Source organism: Allorhizobium ampelinum S4 (assembly GCF_000016285.1).
In the GTDB taxonomy this organism is placed as follows: domain Bacteria; phylum Pseudomonadota; class Alphaproteobacteria; order Rhizobiales; family Rhizobiaceae; genus Allorhizobium; species Allorhizobium ampelinum.
This window is the reverse complement of sequence record NC_011991.1, coordinates 1-17,023: the sequence shown is the minus strand read 5'-3', so window position 1 is coordinate 17,023 and position 17,023 is coordinate 1. Positions and strand designations below refer to the sequence as shown.

The following is a 17,023-nucleotide window of genomic DNA, read 5'->3' as shown; positions in this document are numbered from 1 at the left end:
GCCCTTGATCGTTATCACGGAAAAATAGAAGCCTTTCCTTGTGTTTCGCCTGGTATTGATTTGCAAGCTTTGCACGCTGCCTTTCGAGCTTGAACTTCTTCCATGCCCCGTCAGGCCTCCAGTCAAGGCGAAGTATCACGGTCGGACTCAACGGAAACGGCACAACTGCAAAAACGATTGCCCAGGCCGAACCCATATCCCCCGAGTTCCGAGGCTCCCCCGCCCTTGACCCAAAACACCGGATTATCGCTTGTGATCAGTTGTTGGTTATCGCTGATCTCATAGCTCCATTTCATCCGCGCCATGAGATGCATCAAGGTTTCAGCTTGTTGAAATGCGAGAAGCCCGACCCGCCGATCAACGTTCATTGTGAACATATCATTGTCATGCAGTATTTTTTGTATGGCTTTATCTGCTGCCGATACTTCGCCGCGTGCCTCCTTTTGCCGAAACTCACGGTCCAATTCATGTCTGTTGCCCCACAAGGCCATCTGGCCCATCGATTGAGCAAATTGCCGAAGCTGAGCTGGACTTCGTGCAAACATCGTGGCGAGAAACGCTGCGAAGTCGAGCTTCGCCACAGGCGCTAGAGGCTTAAAGGCTAGCAGATCAGGATAGATAATGCTGCTTGCGACTCGATCTTCGCAAGCGTGTCCTCGATCAAGTCGATCCGAGCGCCATCCTCACCTATCGGTGTGTAGATGTTGGTCTCAAATGCGGTCTTTTCGGGTGTTGATTTGCGAGCAGTCCCAGTTCAGCTATCGTGAGTCCAGAGCTCTCCGTCAGGTTGTGTAAAATGCCTGAGATAGAATCTAGGCACCACATGCTGTCGTTTCGTCCGCTCGCTCATGCATTCACCGATATCATCACCTGGTTCTGAATACTCACACTATCCCCATGCCTGAAACCTCCCCCTGCCCGTCATCTCCCGCAGCGGCAACTGCGCCGCCAGGTGCCGAACTTCCACCTTCTGTGGCGGCCTCGGTATGCAGACGACGATAGGGCTCGACCGTTGGCGGGTGCGGTCAAACTTGACGATGTCATTTTGAAGGCTTGGCAACCAAGTGGTGGATGAAATGCCCTCGGGCAAACTCATGCATATACCGTTCCCACATCTTCGCTCGCCAGACGCCGACCAAGCCACTATCGACGAGTGCTTCGTAAGACATCTTCGCAATTCTGACGAAGAGCCCGGCTCCACCGGGGCGCTGTAAGACCCCATTTAGAATTTTGCTGAAGTAAATTTCGCGGTCGGCTACGAAGCGCGTCTGGGTCCACAGATGATATGCAACCTCAGAAGCAACCGGCACGAGCGACGTTACGTCCACCCGAGCGTCTGTGACCGTCTCGGCTAAAGTGGAAAAGACGTCTGCGTCCATCTCTATTGCCAATAGCAACTCGGCCGGGCCAACCGACACGAATCCGATTCGCTGTCGATAGAGTTTTGCAACGAGCCGAACGTAGTCTTCATCCCGCAGCGCCTTGCATTCTCGCAACGCCAACAAGAACGGCTGGGTCCAGGAAGACGATCCCACGCCAAGTTCCGCTGCCAACAACCGGATCCGTCGATCCTCAGAGATCATCGTCATGCCGGTCTCGCGCGCTGTCGCGATAGTGTCGATCGTCGAGGAAGACAGAAAATCTTCTATCTTCTCGTTGTCGTTGTAAAACACCGACGTTGGAAGCAGCTTCGTGTGCACTCGAACCCACGCGAGAATTGAATTGTTCGCTTCGCGAAGTGCTTGACGCTGCTCAAGCGTCGACTTGACCATCACAACGCCGTCGCCGTGCGCCTCGAGGGAGCCGCCCTCTTGATTGAGCGCCTGATGCGCATCTTCGGCTCGCTGCGCTAATTCGTCTATTGTAGCTTGAACTGTGTGGATCGTGATCGGAAGTCCCTCGACGAGATCGATAAACTCGATCTCCTGCCATAGAGCAAGCGTTAGCGCATCGACGATCACCGCGGATTGACCCTCAAGATTTTCAAGCGCCTGTTGCCGCTCCGATTGATCGCCAACGCAGCTATCCAGCCAGACACCTGACTGGAAACGAAGGCCGCGCGAGGTGTCAATAGGATCAGATCCCAAAGCCTTCGCGACGGTGTCGATCGGGATGAGGTTTTCCGAGTAAATCTCAACCGCATCCGATACGAGTCGTGCCCGTTCGCGGGCCTGCTCGAAAATTGGCTCAAAGGCGTTCTTGCTATCGATGTCGATCGTAAAACGACCAAGGGCGCGGCTCTGAGGGAAAAGTCTTCCGTGTGCATCTAACGCCCGTCGGAACAACGCGACAAATTTGTGGGTAATCTCGGCGACTTTCCATTCTACCGGCTGACCGATACCGCCGAGAAGAACGGTGGCACCGACATTTTTACCGATTAAGCTCTTTGCAAAGGCATGGTCGGCCGCAAGGGCTTCGATACCCGGCAACGAACCGCTTCCGATAAGGTACATCACCTTCTCACCGTGATCGTTCTCCAGATACACGACAGTATCTTCCCGGACGATTTTCACGTGAAGGAACTTGTCTTTTCGAAATTGGAGCAGGAAGAGCGACAGGTACCCCATATGGAGCCTCTCGCTCGTGCCCCAGTTAACGGCGAGTGCCTCGAAGCCAACGCGCAGCGCGTCTCTGCGCCGACCATATCTGTTCAAAATCTGCGCGAATTCGATGAGTTCCTCACCGTTCCCATCAAACGAGACATGGGTCTTCTTTATCCAGGCAGATACCCGACCTTCGTGGCCAGCCCTAATTGCGATCCGAACCCAATCAAGCCGCGACCGGAGATCGGCCGTGTCGAGCTTAACTGCTGTCTCGAGAACCTTCAGTGCATCATCCAAAAGACCGGACCGCTCGTAGATTGCAGCACCGAGGCGAAGAATTTCCGGTCGCGCAAGAACGGCCGGACCGAGTGATCCAAACAGCTCCCGAGCGTTGGAACGTTCATCCGCCCGATACAGGTAAAAGAGGCGGCGACGAAGAGGCTCCGATGGACGGTCGACCTGGTATAGGCCGTCCAACAGAGTGGCCGCCCCCGACCAGTCAGCGTCGTCAGCCAGAGCGTCCGCCAGTTCAAAACGCTCGGTCGCGTCGAGCTTGTCGAAGCTGAATGCTCGCAACCGTGCAAGCGCGTCGGCTCGTGTCGGCTCGTCACCTGCTCTCCTAGCAATCTCTGCAACTTGAGCCTCGAAGCCTATATCCGTCGGAAACCGGGGCCTCAGGCTTTTCGCCAGCTCTATGGCTTTCGCGGGTGTTTCCGTGCGGGAAACGCTGAGGATCAGGAGAGTTGCAGCATCGGGATTGGGCTCACCTTCGTCCACCGAGGCGGAAAAAGCTTTTTGAGCCCATGAATTAGTCTCCTCCCATTTGCGATGGGTCGCCGATACCGAAGCCGCGAGGAACCACACTTCAGCGTTGGAATCGCTACGTCCGGCCAGACCGGTCGCGAGCTCATAGGCCGCCTTGACGTTATTTCTGTGCATGTGTGCGAAAATGCATCGCTGCGTCAGTGCCGAATCCTGCGGCTCCAGCGAATGAACTTCGATCGAAAAGGCATCAGCTTCATCATCTCTCCCAGTAAGCCGAAGAGCTGCGCAAAGATTTGCGGCGACAAATGTCCAGTTCCGGCGATCAGGCCGCGTCTTTATTTGCCCCCATGCACGGGCGAGCCGCGTTCTACTTTCCTCAAGAAGGAACTGTTCGGAGGTCGAGACTGGCGCACCGACACGGACGTCCTTGTTGTCCTCGAAGCAAGAAAGTATCGCTTGAGCGACAACAGCGTCCTTGCGCCAATCTTGCACGGCGATGGCTCGGGCTACGCGTATGGATGCATCGAAGTCCTTGTCAATGGCAACGAAACGACGCTGCAGGGAGCTCGCGACGTCAATGTCAGCAGCTACTGCCGCGATCTTCAGTTCGAGGTCGGCTGTCGCCATGGTCGCCGGCGCACTCTCTATGAAAATGTTTGCGGCAGAAAGATTTGAAGGATCCAGCTCGACTGCGCGCTGGGCGGCAGTGAACGCTTGACCCGGGAGCCCCTGCAATAATGCTGCCCGTGCCCTATAAGACTGGCCTGCTGCCGTCTCGGGGTCGCTCGCGCCAGCCTGGGCGAAGGCATCTTCGGCTCCGTCGAAATCTCCAATCTGAGCCAGCGCCGCACCGAGATTGCCGAAAATCCTCAGCTTTAGTCGGCCTGGCGTGTCCTCTGAAATTTCACCGAGAAGCGCTCGCAAATTTTCGACGACGAGCGGGCCGCCGCCAGTCCGGATCTGGTCGCGGAAAACATCAAGCTTGGCGTCGAGCGCCGTTGTCTCATCCTTGGTCGCAACCACCGCTGAAGAAACCCGAAGGGCCTCGATAGCCGATGCTATCTCGGCTTGGAACTTGGAGGTTGGATCAGACAGCGGGCGTGCGGGATTAAGCACAGGTGTGGTCGCCGCAACCTGATTATGGACGAGAAGCTCCCTCGCAACATCTGGGTAGTTCTGAGCGCGTGAAACCATGTCAGGCCAAGACCAAACCACCACGCGAAACATGCCATTGCGAGCATGGTCAGCACTGATCTCCTGCGCGCGTTGTTGCAGCGCAACGTCACGCTCGCCAGCATACGCGACAATGAGAATATCCAGGTGTGGCCGGTATTTTTTGGCTTTCTCGACCTCTGCAGCAAGCTCGACGATGCCCAGCTGACGGGGGCCGTCAGTTTCCGAGGCCTTACATTGCATTCCGGCATGGCTATAGCCATTGCGATTGTCGCGGCCAACAATATCGACGCCGCGTTGATTTTGACCGCTCCTGCCAAATGCCTCCGCATAATCGTCCTGCCAATAGTGCCGGATGAGCCTGAGGCAAAAGTCCTGAAAGACGAGCTCGCCTTTTAATCGGGTGTGTTGAATTTCAGACGTAGTAACCATTGCGAGGCAGTGCCGTCCTTTCAAGACAGGAGTAACCGGCCACAAGGTTTTTCGGAGCCGTAACCGAGATTGTAATTGTTCCTAGATCGCAGCCATTTTTGACGCCTCAGCAGCTACCGCGACTGCGCCTTTTATTGGAAAGTCCACTATAGACACAACCTCAAGTTAGTGTAACTTATCAAAAAGTTACCAACAAAGTTTTTGAAAATGGCTCTTCCAGATTTTAGCATGCGTCAGCTTCTCGAGGCCGGGGTTCACTTCGGTCATCAGACAGGCCGATGGAACCCGAAGATGAAGCCGTACATTTTCGGCGATCGCAGCAACATCCACATCATCGACCTGGGCCAGACCGTTCCGCTTCTGTCTCGCGCTCTTCAGGTTGTTTCTGACACGGTCGCTCGCGGCGGTCGCGTTCTGTTCGTTGGTACGAAGCGGCAGGCTTCCGAAATCATCGCAGACAGCGCAAAGCGTTCGGCTCAGTATTACGTTAACTCCCGCTGGCTCGGCGGCATGATGACGAACTGGAAGACGATTTCGAACTCGATCCAGCGTCTTCGCAAGCTCGACGAAATCCTGAACTCGGAAGGCTCCGGCTATTCCAAGAAGGAGCGTCTGACGCTTGAGCGTGAACGCGAGAAGTTGGACAAGGCTCTCGGCGGTATCCGCGATATGGGCGGCACCCCTGACCTGATGTTCATCATCGACACCAACAAGGAAAAGATCGCGATCGAAGAAGCCAAGCGTCTTGGCATTCCTGTCGTTGCGATCATCGACACCAACTGCGATCCGGACAGCATCGACTTCCCGATCCCAGGCAACGACGACGCTTCGCGCGCCATTTCGCTGTATTGCGATCTGATCGCTCGCGCCGCCATCGATGGTATCGGTCGCCAACAACGAGCGTCCGGGAGAGATCTGGGTGCTTCGCCAGAGAGTTTTGCTTTAGAGGATCAATCTGACGGCGAATCTGCTAAAGTTGTCAAAATTTCTGAAGATGTCGGCGCGGGCGACGCGAATAACCACAGATCCTATCAAGACTTTCCCCCGCCTACCCGATCAGTCCCTGTAAGACCTGCCGAGGCAAAACCGCAAGGTGCCCCCCCGGTCAAGCCCCCTAAAAATAAAGGCTGAGGTAACGGACATGCAAGAAGACATTGCAGTAAAATTCGATCAGCAGCTAGCGTACCTGGAACAGGATATCAGGTACTACAGGAAGAGAAGCAATTTCTTTGATTTTCTTCATACTGTGACTATGATCGTGGTCTTACTTTCTAGCTTTGCGGCTACCATCTCGTTTGTGGGAGAAATCTTCAGCGACAACTACATAAAGTTGATGCTTGGGCTCCTCGGCTTTTTGAATGTCTTCGTCACCGCGTTGGACGCGGTCATCGGGTTTTCAAAGCACGCACGAAAGCACGATGATTCATTCAAACAGGCAAGCAGACTTCATCTAAAAATGACAGAGAGATCAATAATTGCTGCAACTCAAGAAGACTACAATGAGCTCTTTTCTCAATACAACGAAATACGAATAGAGAACCCTCCTATATATAAAGCGCTCCGCGCTATATGTTACAACGAAGTCCTTGAAGTAAATAATTGGGAGCCAGAAGGAAAGATAATCATCCCTGAGCCAAAGCGGGTATTTGCTGCCTTCTTTCAGTTCTCAAGCTGGTCGCCTAAACGAGTGGGAGAGTTGACGCCCTCCAGATGAGCTTAGGAATAGATGCGTGTAGGCACAAGAATATATGGCAGCGCAGGGCAACCAGCTCGTACTAAATTACCCCCCACGCCCGAAACCTCCCCCTGCCCGTCATCTCCCGCAGCGGCAACTGCGCCGCCAGGTGCCGTGCCCCTTGCGGGGTAACACCAAGTTCTTGTGCAATCATGGTCGCCGAAACGACTGGCCTGGCAACGACCAGATCGACCAACCGAGACAGTTTCGAATTCACGCTCCTGGCTGAAGCTTGCCGATCCAGCTGCTGCCGGGCCAGGACGATCCGGTCATGTTCCTTCATCCCCAGCTCGGCTGCTGCGGTGAACGCGTCGAGGATCGCCAAGGTGCGCGTCAGCTGGCTTCCGGCATGACGCCGTTCGCGTCGCACGCTGCGCAGGCCAATATTGAGTGCCGGCAGGTGCGCCGGCGTCGTGCCATCGCGGCGCAGAAGCGACGCGACCAACTGGCGACCGAGCTCCGCGCGATGCTGAAGCACCTCAATGCGGTTCCACGCATCGAGCAGCAGTGCGGAGCGCAACACCGGTGGAAGACCCTCTGTCTCGATGAACAGAGAACGCCATTGTTCGAGCCGCTCGTCTTCGTCCCAATCTTCCTCGTAGATCAGAGGATCACGCGTGGCGAGCGGCCGAATAATCGTCGATCCGTCGAGAACGGCGGCGCTGCGCGCCAGCACCGTGTCGATGTCGGCAAAGTCATCGTTATGGTCACGATCATCTAGCGCAAGGTGATTGTCGTCTTCATAGTCCGCGAGCGGTAAACGCGGCTTCAGGGGGGCGTCGTCGTCTACCCCTCCCCTGCCCCGGAGCCGGGCAATACCGGCGACGCTCAACGCCCAGTCAGGCGGATGGGAAAATATCTGCCGGCGGGCGCGCAGGATGGAATGGGCAATGGTCAGCTCGTGGGTCGGGGTACGGATGTCGAGACGGGCGTCATGCAGGACAAGATCTTCGAGGTGTACGAGTTCGCCATCGATCCACAGCGAAGCGATGGCATCGGCGAAGTTCTGTCGCTCCAGAAAGCCGTCGCGGATGGGTGACCGGGCAATGCGTTCGTCAAGCCGTGCCAAAGCCTCTCCGGCCTGGGCGGCCGGCAAAATCAAGGCTCTCAGATCAATGGCGCCGATGTCGTAACTCATTGAAAGCACTATCTGTGATTTGCGTCACGAAAGCAATTGCGCCGGTTACTACTCTTGCCGGGTGTTCCACCATGCGACAGCGATCACTACTGATAGGAATCATGTATCGATAGTGATATGGTTAGGCCTTGACCAACCTGCGGAAACCGCCGTATGTTCGCACAGAATGTCGAAAAACGGTGCAAACTACCGTCTGCACGACAAGAGACCCATACCCTGGAGCATCCATTATGACCGTTACCGTCAAGGTCGCCGAGGCCAAGACCCATCTGTCCGATCTGCTGGCGAAAGTCGAAGCCGGCGAGGAGGTGATTATCTCGCGCGGCAACACGCCCGTTGCCCGGCTTACCCGTATCCGCCGCGACAATGATGTCGAAGCTTTGATCGCCGAAATCAAGGCCCAGCGCGTCGGCCGACCCGTCACCACGCAGGACGAAATCCGCGAATGGCGCGATGAAGGCCGGCGTTACTGATGTCCTTCGTTCTCGATGCCTCCATCGCCGCCGCCTGGTTTCTGCCCGACGAACAACACGACGCCGCCGATCGACTGATGTCGGAGATACGGTCGACGGTCGGTCTCGTGCCGGCGCTGTTCTGGTTCGAGACCCGCAATCTGTTTCTGGTTGCGGAACGGCGCGGTCGCCTTCGCCCCGGCGAACCGATTCTGCTGATGACACAGTTGCGAGGGCTGCCGCTCGAGGACGCCGGATCGGGCGGAGACGGCCTGGTCTTGGAACTGGCGGCCCGTCACACGCTGACCGCATATGATGCGAGCTATGTCGCGCTTGCCAGAACGCAAGGGCTGCCTCTGGCGACCGGGGACCGAAAGATGGCCACCGCCGCCCGAGGTGAAGGCATCACCGTCGTTGGGCCGCTCGAACATGAGCACTGACCTGTCGCTTTCGGGTAATGACGTTCTAAGGCGTGCCGAAGAGCTGGACGCGCTCGATGCCATCCTGCCCTTCGACCGGCGCGACCAGCTCGCCGAGTTGCTCACCGACGACGACGTCGCGACGCTCAAGCACCTCGCCAGCGAAGGCATGGGCGACAACACCATGCGGGCGCTGGCGTCCGATCTCGCCTATCTGGAGGCGTGGTGCGTGCTCGCAACAGGCACTCCCCTCCCCTGGCCCGCACCAGAAAGTTTGTTGCTGAAATTCGTCGCCCACCATCTGTGGGATCCAGCCGAGCGTGAAACCAATGCCGATCACGGAATGCCGGAGGACGTGGCGATCGCGCTTCGTGTCAAGGGACTGCTCAGAAGCACTGGCCCGCATGCGCCGGCAACTGTCCGCCGTCGACTGACGAGCTGGTCGATCCTGACCCGTTGGCGTGGCCTGACCGGATCGTTTTCGGCGCCGTCGCTGAAAAGCGCGCTTCGGTTGGCCGTCCGTGCCAGCAACCGGCCCAGACAGAGAAAAAGCAAGAAGGCCGTGACCGGCGATATCCTCGCCAAGCTGCTCACCGCCTGTGCCGGCGATCGGCTGGTCGATCTGCGCGACCGGGCGCTGCTGCTGATGGCGTTTGCGTCCGGCGGCCGCCGGCGTTCCGAGGTAGCAGGCTTGCGCGTCGAGGATCTGATGGAAGAGGAACCAGTCCGCGCAAACCCCTCCGACGAGCTCTCCCCTCTTCTGCCCTGCCTCACCATCCGTCTCGGTCGCACCAAAACCACGTCGGCTGACGATGATGAACATGTCGTGCTGATCGGCAGGCCTGTGACCGCACTCAAGCATTGGCTTGAACAGGCAAAGATCGAAGCAGGACCCGTCTTCCGCCGCATCGACCAATGGGGCAATCTCGACCGCCATGCCCTGACGCCGCAGTCCGTCAATCTTATCCTTAAGACGCGGATAGCACAGGCTGGTCTCGATCCAATGCAGTTCTCCGCCCATGGCCTGCGATCGGGTTACCTTACGGAGGCTGCCAACCGCGGCATTCCGCTGCCTGAAGCGATGCAGCAGTCTCTGCACAAGTCGGTCACTCAGGCGTCGGGGTACTACAACAACACCGAACGCAAACTGGGACGGGCGGCACGCCTGGTGCTCTGAACAGGCTGCCGCCTCACCAACCTTTAATTGTGCGTTCTAAAACGGCTTATCCAGCCTGAGCGGCTGAATGGCTCTTGGCCCGCGCGCCCGGTCGCCACTGCTGAATAATAGCCTCAGTCTGCGACCGATACTCCTCAGGGTAAACCGCATCTTGTCTGCCTGCGAGATAAGTAAAGACCGTCGCCCTATCCACGCCTATCGCCATATCAACGCCAAACAGATCCGGCAGATCGAAACCGCCCAAACTGTCGGCATTCCACCATGCTAGGACAAAATCGGCCGCCCGGCCGGCCTGGCCGGTATCGCTCTGGGCCAATTTTAGCAGTCGCTCGAACGCTTCGCGTTCTTCACTATTCATAACCGGGCTCCATGGCTGAACATTATCAGATTCCGCGAACGTTCACTCTCCATCACAAGAAGATCAAGGCCAGGAGGACTGGTCCTTGGGCAAGCGTCCATCGGGATCATGGACCTCGACCGTGTCGTCATCGATCAGATTGGCGCTAAACACGACGAGATTTGTACCGCCCGCATGCCGAAGCGATGGAAAGAGAATTCCCTTGTATCCGGCAGAGATCACGATATCGGAGAGTTTCCACGATGCAGGAATTTTTCGGTCGATCCGGACAATCCTGCGCCAGGGACAATCCCATTCGGCCCATGTGGCGTCCCACAGGAGCGGATCGAATCCGCCGGACAGATCGGCGACCCGATCAAGCACGACACTGTATGCTGCAAGTGTCGCCGGCGGTGTGATTGAGGCGCCCTGACGGTACTCCTCAAGGGCTGTTTGTGGAGCTCTGGAAAGATAGAGAGCTTCTATTCCTGGACGGTTGAAACGTCCGCCATCGGCCGCAGCCCCGGCGCCGCTGGTTGGAAGGTGAGACCATCTTGGCGTGAGAAAACGGTGAAAGACCTCGCCGGGCGGGCCAAGACGCGTGAGTTTCAACCCCGCGCCCCGTTCGTGAGATCCCGGATATAGGCCAGTACAGCCTCGACCTGCCCGTCGGCGACTAGTTCGGCCGCCGTCTTATGATCGTAGTCCCTGATGGGCTCGTTTCGATACCAGTAGACTGCCTTCTCGAGTGCCCCCGTCAGTTCGGCGGCTGCCGAAATCACCTTGATCATTTCCCGCATGCGGCCCTGCAGACGCTCGGAGGAGGGATTGCGCAGGGTGTTGCGATGAACACCCGTCAATTCCGCCATCCCGGTTACCGGGACGCCGAGCGCCTTGGAAAGGCGCTTGGGTGAGATGTAGGGTGTTCGCGGCTCCTGCAAACTATCGACGAAGCCTGAAACCACGCTTGTATGCGCCATAAGAGCCTGTGCCATCGTTCGTCCCTTCATCTGCTATGCACAATATATGCACATTTTAGCGCACATCAAGCGCTTTCTGATAGACAGAAAAAGTAGTAAAAGAAACGCACCGAACACGCTTCGCCAGATGGTAGCGTTCCGCCACCACACAGTTGCTCGGGCGTAGTCCACTATCTGGATGCCTATGCGACAACCCTGTTTCTGCCGAGGGCTTTTGCCTGATAGAGGTTTTTGTCAGCGGCTTTTAGGCAGTCCGATAGATCAAATCCGGGATCGCAATGACACGCCCCTATGCTCGCGGAAATCCGCACCTGTGAACCAGATGGTGCATGCAAAACGATACGGGCGATTTCCTCCCGAACCTCCTCGCAACGATCACGCATTTGTTCGAACTTCAAATCGCTCTGAAACAATCCAAATTCCTCACCGCCAAGACGTCCCGCGACATCTGACTGGCTCTTGTAGCGGGCGAGGACAAGCCCAGTGCGGCGAAGAGCTTCATCACCGGTTGCATGACCATACCGGTCGTTGATCGATTTGAAGTGGTCCAGGTCCAGGAACAGCAGGGCTCCGGTCCCACCTCGTTGACTTGTCAAAGCCAGATCTTCCATGAATGCGCTTCGCGTGAGAGCGCCGGTCAGCCCGTCTCTGCGGGACTGAATACGGAGGGTTTCATAAGCATCGGCCAGTTTGTTCAGAGCTTCTTTCGTCGCTGCCTCTGCCCGTCGCACTTTTTCCGACTGGGTGAAATGCAGCGCCGACGCCGGGATCGATATCGCCAGCGGACAAAATATGGTCATGAACAGGCCCGCGCCCGCAACCTGACCACCCAGCAACGGCACAATGCTGAACGAGATCGCCAGCGAGGCCAACACCGATAGCAATCCGGTTACAATCGACTTCTCTACAATACGACGCATAAATATCACCGTGAGAAATATGGATTTCTATGAACTCGTGAATTTAAAGAGGGTTGAAACACTTCAGTAAAACTCAACTCATGTGCCCAATATCTGGAAAATTGGCCTCTAACGAGCTTCAGATTGTGGTCACAGAGATCGTTTAGGTCCTTCAGCAACATGGCCAGGACAAGAATTTGAAGGTGAACACGGAGCATTGATGATGAGTGAAAAAACGATCACAACATCCCACGGACAGATCGCAATCTACGACACACCCGGAGGCGAAATCCCCCTCCTCATGATCCACGCCAATTCCGTCTGCAAGGAGACATTTCATTTCCAGATTGAGGCCCTAGCTGGCAAGTACCGTATTATCGCCATCGACCTGCCGGGCCATGGTCAATCCTCCGATGCCATCGATCCGCTACGCACTTACAACTTCAATGGATATGCCGACGCCATCTGCGAAGTGATTGAAGCACTCGGCGTCGATCGTTTCGCCATACTCGGCCACTCTCTCGGCGGCCACGTCGCCCTGGAACTGATGAGGCTCCTGCCGGAAAAGACCGCGGGCACGATGATCTTCGGCACACCGCCAATCCCACCGGGCCCCGAAGGTGCAGCGCTCGGATTTCTTCCCAATCCGGAGTTCGCCTACACGGGAAAACAGATCCTGAGTGAGCAAGAAATCGACATGGTCGTTGCGTTGGCGCTCGGATCGGATGCCGTCCACGACACGTTCTGGAAAAGCGCTGTCAGACGAACGGACGGACGCTCGCGCGAGTTAATGATCGATGCAGCCCTTGCCGGAAGGCATTCCGATCAGCGCGCTCTTGTCGAGACCTCTGCCGTTCCGCTGGCCATCGTCAACGGCGCGGACGATCCAGTGATCAATCTCGATTACATCGATAACCTGACTTACGGGAACCTCTGGAACCGCGGCGCTGTCCGCGTGGAAAATGCCGGACACGGTCTCCACTGGCAAAGGCACAAGGAGTTCAACGTCCTGCTGGATAACTTCCTCACCAGTGTTGCGTGAGACGGAAACAGGGCCGAATATCACCATCTCATCCCGCCTGTCGATCGTTCCCGGCATTGGCGCGCGTCAAGGCCATCAGCATCGGGCCGAGGGAAAACTCGCCCTTCTCCGCCCGTTGCGTCAGAGCACGGAGGTAACCGCCGGCCGAGTTGATGTGCCCCCCCCGCTCCAGAATGCAGGCCATGACAGCGGCTGCATTCTCTGGTCCCAGGGTTTCACAGGCGGTTTGATAGGCGCTCGGGCTGACGCCGAGCATCGAACGCGCGACCACGGCAGCCGACATCAGGTCTCGCCAGCTTGCGATCTGGCCGCCTGGCCCGTAGTCGCTTATCTGCGGGCAAGCTCTTAACACCATACCAAGTGGGAATGCCTTTACCGGCTCCCTCTTCGGCCGACCGGTTTCACTCGGCTTCGCGCCCTGCTTATTTTCAGAGCTATGTTCAAGTTCATTGATGGATTCGGTTTTTGAATTTTGTATGTGGCGCTCGCTCTGAGCAGCATTGCTGCTTATATCTTCAGAATTATCGACCAAATCCAAGCGGTTGATGACTTCGTCGAAAAGAAGCTGCAACTCGTCGAGGACTTGTGCAAGGTCGGAAGCTGACGGGGTACGGGGAATCCGGCGGACAATGTCCAGATAGACAGATTCGACCGCTTCCCAGTCGCCTTCAGCCCCCTCCTCGATCGCGGCGCTGATAACCTTTCGAACGTCCCGCCGGCACAGGGTAAGGCTCTCCTTGGCCTTGAGGAATTCGCGGCGATCGGTCGCCACCTGTTGAGCGGCCAACGCAAACTCCTCGGATCGAGCCAAAAGCGGCGAAAGATCAAATCCGAATGCGCGTTCGATTTCCCCTGATCCGTCTTTGCGGGCGTATCGTTTGCCATTGGGGCTGTCCTTGCGGACAATCATTCCGACGTCGACAAGGATTGCCAGATGCCGACGAAGGGTAGCTCCTGACATCCCGTTGGCCCGAACCATCAGCTGAGCGTTCGAAGGAAATACGATCAGCTGCGCGTCCTGGCGCAATTCCTTTTCAGGATAAAAGGTCAGTAGTGCATCAAGCACCGCTATCGAATAAGGAGGCAGCTTGTAGGTCTCGCGCGCTTCTTTGACGTCACGAAAGATCATCCATTTGTCAGCGCTCTTGCCTGACCTGATCTCGGTGTCAGCGATCTGCCGTTTTACCAGAGCAAGCGTCATCGGCCGCCGCCCAAAGGGCGTCGTTACATTTCCCGTGTGCATCTCTTCAGCCCTCACAAAATAGGCAAAAGAAATCCGCTCGCCAAAACAGCGCCAAAGACTCTTGACTGGGATTCGGGGAAATGCGATTCTCTAGTTGCGACACTATAAGAAGGGCTTCCACGACGGCGACGTTTGGGGGCCTTTTCTTTTGCGGTTTGATCTCCTGGTTGCGATCGGATTGTCAGCTGACAATCGAACTAATGGTTTGTTTCAGAAGAGTTTTCTTTTTCGAACTGCTCAACAAGATCGCTCATTCTGGCATCAAGGAACTGTGCGAACTCTTCTGATGTAACCGTGATTTTGGCGCCTTTGGCTGTTCGTTCCATTGATGCGAGAACGATGCCCTTGCGCGTGCGGATCTTACCGCCGGTGTCCTTCTTCGAAGCTTTGGGGCCTTGGGCCTGCGCCCACAAACGGGCAAACCGTTCGTTCGTATCGATTGCTCCGAACTGAGCTTCGGCGACGGTGTCGGCAATCCGGTCGGCCGCTGCTTTGTCCTTCAATAGTTCGGCAAAGGCCAACCAGCGGGGCCGTCCGATCTTCGAAGCAGGCCCGATTGCCAGGATGATATCTGTCGGGATGGCGTCCGCGACCTGTAGGAGCCGCGATGTCTCAGGCTTGTCGACAGACAGGGCCTGGGAGATTCTGTCGCGATCAAAACCATGCTGCAAAAGTCTTTTTGCAAACAGGGCGCGCTCGATAAAACTGAGATCGATGCGTGGCCCGTTCTCTTGACCTTGCGCGACAATCAGTTCCTCGTCGGAGAGCTGGCGCACGATCGCTCGGATCGGGCGTTCCAGAGCGATGGCCGCACGCAATCGGCGGTGCCCATAAGCCGCCTGGTAATGGTTCTCCTTCGAAGGATGTGGCCGCACCAGGATTGGGACCTGCTGGCCGCTTTGACGCATCGAGGCAATCAGTTCCTCAAGGGCAGCATCGTTGTTTGTTGGAATACGATCCTGAATGAACGAGGCCTCAATCTGGCCCGGGCTCAACTCGACAACCTTGTCCCCGGCTGCAAGCGCGTACCGCAGCTCTTTGGCCGCGGCGGCTTCATCACCGAGACGGCCAAGCGAAAGGTTCATGGCGCGAACGGCGCCCGCAGGCTTGTGCTGTGGATGGGACTGAACGCTCGCCTTCGGTGCTTCATCCCCAGCAGAGCTGACCATATTCTTGAGAATGTCACGGCCCTTCATGCCCGCCCCCATGAGCTTTTGAGAAGAGCTTCGACTTCAAGGTTGACCCCATCCATGGCCTCCACGGCGCGATCGTAGGTTTGCCTGTTCATAGTTTCTCGTGCAGCCTCATAGATTGTCTGTTTTGAAAGGCCGGCATCAGAGATTGCCGTAGACTTCACCATCATCGAGGTGAGGACACGGTCACCGAACAGGCTTCGGAGGAATGCAACAATCTGCGCTTGTGGACCATCGTTCGGCTCGTACCGCGTGACCAGATATCGCATCCAGTCGTACTCGAGATTCCCGCCAGCTTCTTTGACCACCGACAGAAGATCCGACGTCATCGCCAGAAACTGATTCATGGATGCAACGTCGAGCATTTGGGGGTGCACTGTAATTAGTACTGCCGTTGCAGCACATAGGGCCGAGAGCGTGAGGAAACCCAACGTCGGCGGGCAGTCGATAACGACGACGTCATATCGTTCAGAGAGATCAGCAAGCGCATTACCGACACGCATGAAGAACATGTCGGTTTCAGAGCCATTTCGCTCTGCCAGAGCTCTTGGCGTATCGTGCTCGAATTCGTGAAGCTCAAGATTACCGGGAATTAGATCCAAGCCTGGGAAATAGGTCTCACGAACCACCTCTCCAACAGGGCGACGAAGGTCATCGTAGCGAATAGCGCCGAACAGCGTCTCGTTTTCACCGACGTCGAATTCTGGCTGATATCCCAACATTGCAGACATTGATGCCTGCGGATCCAGATCAACGGCGAGAACACGATAACCGCGCAGCGCCAGATATTGAGCGAGGTGCGTGGATGTCGTCGTCTTACCTGATCCACCCTTGAAGTTGGTCACCGCGATAACCTGAAGATGATCGGCTTCCCGGCGTCCTGCGAGGTAGGCAGGCTTTGTCTTCCCAAGGAGCTGGCGGATCGTGTTGATCTCGCTCAAGGAGAAGGTCCGCCGACCAGCGGATGTTTTTTCGGAAGTGACCGAATCCTCTTGAGCAGCTAAATGACGCACGTAGCTATCTGTTACACCGAGCAACTTGGCAGCCTCCGTGCTGCTGAAGCGACGCAGCGCCTTTTGTGCGTCAGGCGAAAACAGACGAGCAGATAGTTCCTGAAGGTTGCTGCTGAGTTTTGCGGCATCGTCAGCAATGGTCTTGTCGATCGAAACGCGTTCGATTTTTCCGGCTGCAGTGCTATTTGCGGTCTTAATCGCCATTCACGGTAAATCCGATAATTTTCTGTAATCGCCGCAAATGATCCCATAGCGCACCTTTACGTCAAGTTGTTTTTGGTTAACGCAATTTAACCATTTTGGCCAAACCCGAAGATCCTTAAACTTCAATAGATTAAGCCGATTGTCAGCTGACAACGAGTTTTTCTGCCCGTCGGACTTCAGCCCAAGAAATGCGTAAAAAGAGAGAATCGGTCAAACCGTAACCCTATACCCGACGATTCATTCACCATTTCGGAAATGGCAGGACGCGGAGAGCAACC

16 protein-coding genes and 1 pseudogene are annotated in these 17,023 nt (G+C 56.3%); 6 read left to right on the top strand and 11 right to left on the bottom strand.

The features are described 5' to 3' along the window. Nucleotides 1-122 precede the first annotated feature (122 nt). The 3 genes from AVI_RS31495 to AVI_RS31215 all read right to left on the bottom strand — a co-directional run bounded on the left by AVI_RS31495 (nt 123) and on the right by AVI_RS31215 (nt 4,913). Nucleotides 123-581 (bottom strand): DUF4238 domain-containing protein, encoded by a 459-nt coding sequence (locus AVI_RS31495; protein ID WP_244427796.1) that lies wholly within the window; start codon nt 579-581, stop codon nt 123-125. Between the two features lie 308 nt (nt 582-889). After that, nucleotides 890-1,096, bottom strand: a complete 207-nt coding sequence (locus AVI_RS31850; RefSeq protein WP_080517054.1) for a helix-turn-helix domain-containing protein — start codon at nt 1,094-1,096, stop codon at nt 890-892. After that, nucleotides 1,041-4,913: a PIN domain-containing protein gene (locus tag AVI_RS31215; protein WP_012655030.1), complete on the bottom strand. Its 3,873-nt coding sequence runs from the start codon at nt 4,911-4,913 to the stop codon at nt 1,041-1,043. Before AVI_RS31215 ends, AVI_RS31850 begins: the two co-directional genes overlap by 56 nt. A gap of 207 nt (nt 4,914-5,120) precedes the next feature. On the opposite strand from AVI_RS31215, the pseudogene rpsB reads away from it, so the two are divergent. Then, nucleotides 5,121-5,849 (top strand): annotated as a pseudogene (gene rpsB, locus AVI_RS22985) (30S ribosomal protein S2); the annotation flags it as partial. A 205-nt stretch (nt 5,850-6,054) separates the two neighbouring features. Beyond that, the gene (locus AVI_RS22980; protein WP_012655028.1) at nt 6,055-6,627 is read left to right on the top strand and encodes a hypothetical protein; all 573 of its coding nucleotides are present in this window, start codon (nt 6,055-6,057) and stop codon (nt 6,625-6,627) included. 61 nt (nt 6,628-6,688) lie between these two features. On the opposite strand, the gene AVI_RS22975 is transcribed toward AVI_RS22980, so the two are convergent. Beyond that, nucleotides 6,689-7,786 carry an RHE_PE00001 family protein gene (locus AVI_RS22975; protein ID WP_012655027.1) on the bottom strand — a complete coding sequence of 366 codons (1,098 nt, stop codon included), beginning with the start codon at nt 7,784-7,786 and terminating at the stop codon, nt 6,689-6,691. 230 nt (nt 7,787-8,016) lie between these two features. Between AVI_RS22975 and AVI_RS22970 the strand changes: the two genes are divergently transcribed. The 3 genes from AVI_RS22970 to AVI_RS22960 are packed head-to-tail and all read left to right on the top strand — an operon-like array spanning nt 8,017 to nt 9,834. Then, a complete protein-coding gene (locus tag AVI_RS22970; RefSeq protein WP_041699156.1) occupies nt 8,017-8,259 on the top strand; it encodes a type II toxin-antitoxin system Phd/YefM family antitoxin in 243 nt (80 codons plus the stop codon). Continuing rightward, complete coding sequence (locus tag AVI_RS22965; protein WP_012655026.1) at nt 8,259-8,678, top strand: type II toxin-antitoxin system VapC family toxin; 420 nt, start codon at nt 8,259-8,261, stop codon at nt 8,676-8,678. Before AVI_RS22970 ends, AVI_RS22965 begins: the two co-directional genes overlap by 1 nt. Beyond that, nucleotides 8,668-9,834 (top strand): site-specific integrase, encoded by a 1,167-nt coding sequence (locus AVI_RS22960; protein WP_049777411.1) that lies wholly within the window; start codon nt 8,668-8,670, stop codon nt 9,832-9,834. Before AVI_RS22965 ends, AVI_RS22960 begins: the two co-directional genes overlap by 11 nt. 46 nt (nt 9,835-9,880) lie before the next feature. Here the strand turns inward: AVI_RS22960 and AVI_RS22955 are convergent, their stop codons facing one another. From AVI_RS22955 to AVI_RS22940, 4 genes are all read right to left on the bottom strand, one after another. Further along, nucleotides 9,881-10,192, bottom strand: a complete 312-nt coding sequence (locus AVI_RS22955) for a DUF7673 family protein (RefSeq protein WP_012655024.1) — start codon at nt 10,190-10,192, stop codon at nt 9,881-9,883. Nucleotides 10,193-10,255: 63 nt separating this feature from the next. Next, nucleotides 10,256-10,783, bottom strand: coding sequence for an RES family NAD+ phosphorylase (locus AVI_RS22950; RefSeq protein WP_012655023.1), 528 nt, complete (start codon nt 10,781-10,783; stop codon nt 10,256-10,258). After that, nucleotides 10,780-11,166 (bottom strand): hypothetical protein, encoded by a 387-nt coding sequence (locus AVI_RS22945; RefSeq protein WP_012655022.1) that lies wholly within the window; start codon nt 11,164-11,166, stop codon nt 10,780-10,782. The genes AVI_RS22950 and AVI_RS22945 overlap by 4 nt, the downstream gene beginning before the upstream one ends. A 167-nt stretch (nt 11,167-11,333) precedes the next feature. Beyond that, complete coding sequence (locus tag AVI_RS22940; protein ID WP_244427801.1) at nt 11,334-12,026, bottom strand: GGDEF domain-containing protein; 693 nt, start codon at nt 12,024-12,026, stop codon at nt 11,334-11,336. 244 nt (nt 12,027-12,270) lie between these two features. Between AVI_RS22940 and AVI_RS22935 the strand changes: the two genes are divergently transcribed. Next, entirely contained in the window at nt 12,271-13,092 is an 822-nt protein-coding gene (locus tag AVI_RS22935) for an alpha/beta fold hydrolase (protein ID WP_244427795.1), read from the top strand. 28 nt (nt 13,093-13,120) lie between these two features. Here AVI_RS22935 and repC read toward each other — a convergent pair whose 3' ends face one another. The 3 genes from repC to repA form a co-directional block, all read right to left on the bottom strand. Further along, complete coding sequence (gene repC / locus AVI_RS22930; RefSeq protein WP_041699154.1) at nt 13,121-14,335, bottom strand: plasmid replication protein RepC; 1,215 nt, start codon at nt 14,333-14,335, stop codon at nt 13,121-13,123. Between the two features lie 197 nt (nt 14,336-14,532). Further along, nucleotides 14,533-15,531 carry a plasmid partitioning protein RepB gene (gene repB, locus AVI_RS22925; RefSeq protein ID WP_012655018.1) on the bottom strand — a complete coding sequence of 333 codons (999 nt, stop codon included), beginning with the start codon at nt 15,529-15,531 and terminating at the stop codon, nt 14,533-14,535. After that, entirely contained in the window at nt 15,528-16,745 is a 1,218-nt protein-coding gene (gene repA / locus AVI_RS22920) for a plasmid partitioning protein RepA (protein WP_012655017.1), read from the bottom strand. Before repA ends, repB begins: the two co-directional genes overlap by 4 nt. Nucleotides 16,746-17,023: the final 278 nt, after the last annotated feature.

Excerpts from the sequence above, each read along its gene's own strand:
- AVI_RS31850 (WP_080517054.1), bottom strand. The coding sequence starts at position 1,096 with ATGAGTTTGCCCGAGGGCATTTCATCCACCACTTGGTTGCCAAGCCTT.
- AVI_RS31215 (WP_012655030.1), bottom strand. The coding sequence starts at position 4,913 with ATGGTTACTACGTCTGAAATTCAACACACCCGATTAAAAGGCGAGCTC.
- AVI_RS22980 (WP_012655028.1), top strand. The coding sequence starts at position 6,055 with ATGCAAGAAGACATTGCAGTAAAATTCGATCAGCAGCTAGCGTACCTG.
- AVI_RS22975 (WP_012655027.1), bottom strand. The coding sequence starts at position 7,786 with ATGAGTTACGACATCGGCGCCATTGATCTGAGAGCCTTGATTTTGCCG.
- AVI_RS22970 (WP_041699156.1), top strand. The coding sequence starts at position 8,017 with ATGACCGTTACCGTCAAGGTCGCCGAGGCCAAGACCCATCTGTCCGAT.
- AVI_RS22965 (WP_012655026.1), top strand. The coding sequence starts at position 8,259 with ATGTCCTTCGTTCTCGATGCCTCCATCGCCGCCGCCTGGTTTCTGCCC.
- AVI_RS22960 (WP_049777411.1), top strand. The coding sequence starts at position 8,668 with ATGAGCACTGACCTGTCGCTTTCGGGTAATGACGTTCTAAGGCGTGCC.
- AVI_RS22955 (WP_012655024.1), bottom strand. The coding sequence starts at position 10,192 with ATGAATAGTGAAGAACGCGAAGCGTTCGAGCGACTGCTAAAATTGGCC.
- AVI_RS22945 (WP_012655022.1), bottom strand. The coding sequence starts at position 11,166 with ATGGCACAGGCTCTTATGGCGCATACAAGCGTGGTTTCAGGCTTCGTC.
- AVI_RS22935 (WP_244427795.1), top strand. The coding sequence starts at position 12,271 with ATGATGAGTGAAAAAACGATCACAACATCCCACGGACAGATCGCAATC.
- repC (WP_041699154.1), bottom strand. The coding sequence starts at position 14,335 with ATGCACACGGGAAATGTAACGACGCCCTTTGGGCGGCGGCCGATGACG.
- repB (WP_012655018.1), bottom strand. The coding sequence starts at position 15,531 with ATGAAGGGCCGTGACATTCTCAAGAATATGGTCAGCTCTGCTGGGGAT.
- repA (WP_012655017.1), bottom strand. The coding sequence starts at position 16,745 with ATGGCGATTAAGACCGCAAATAGCACTGCAGCCGGAAAAATCGAACGC.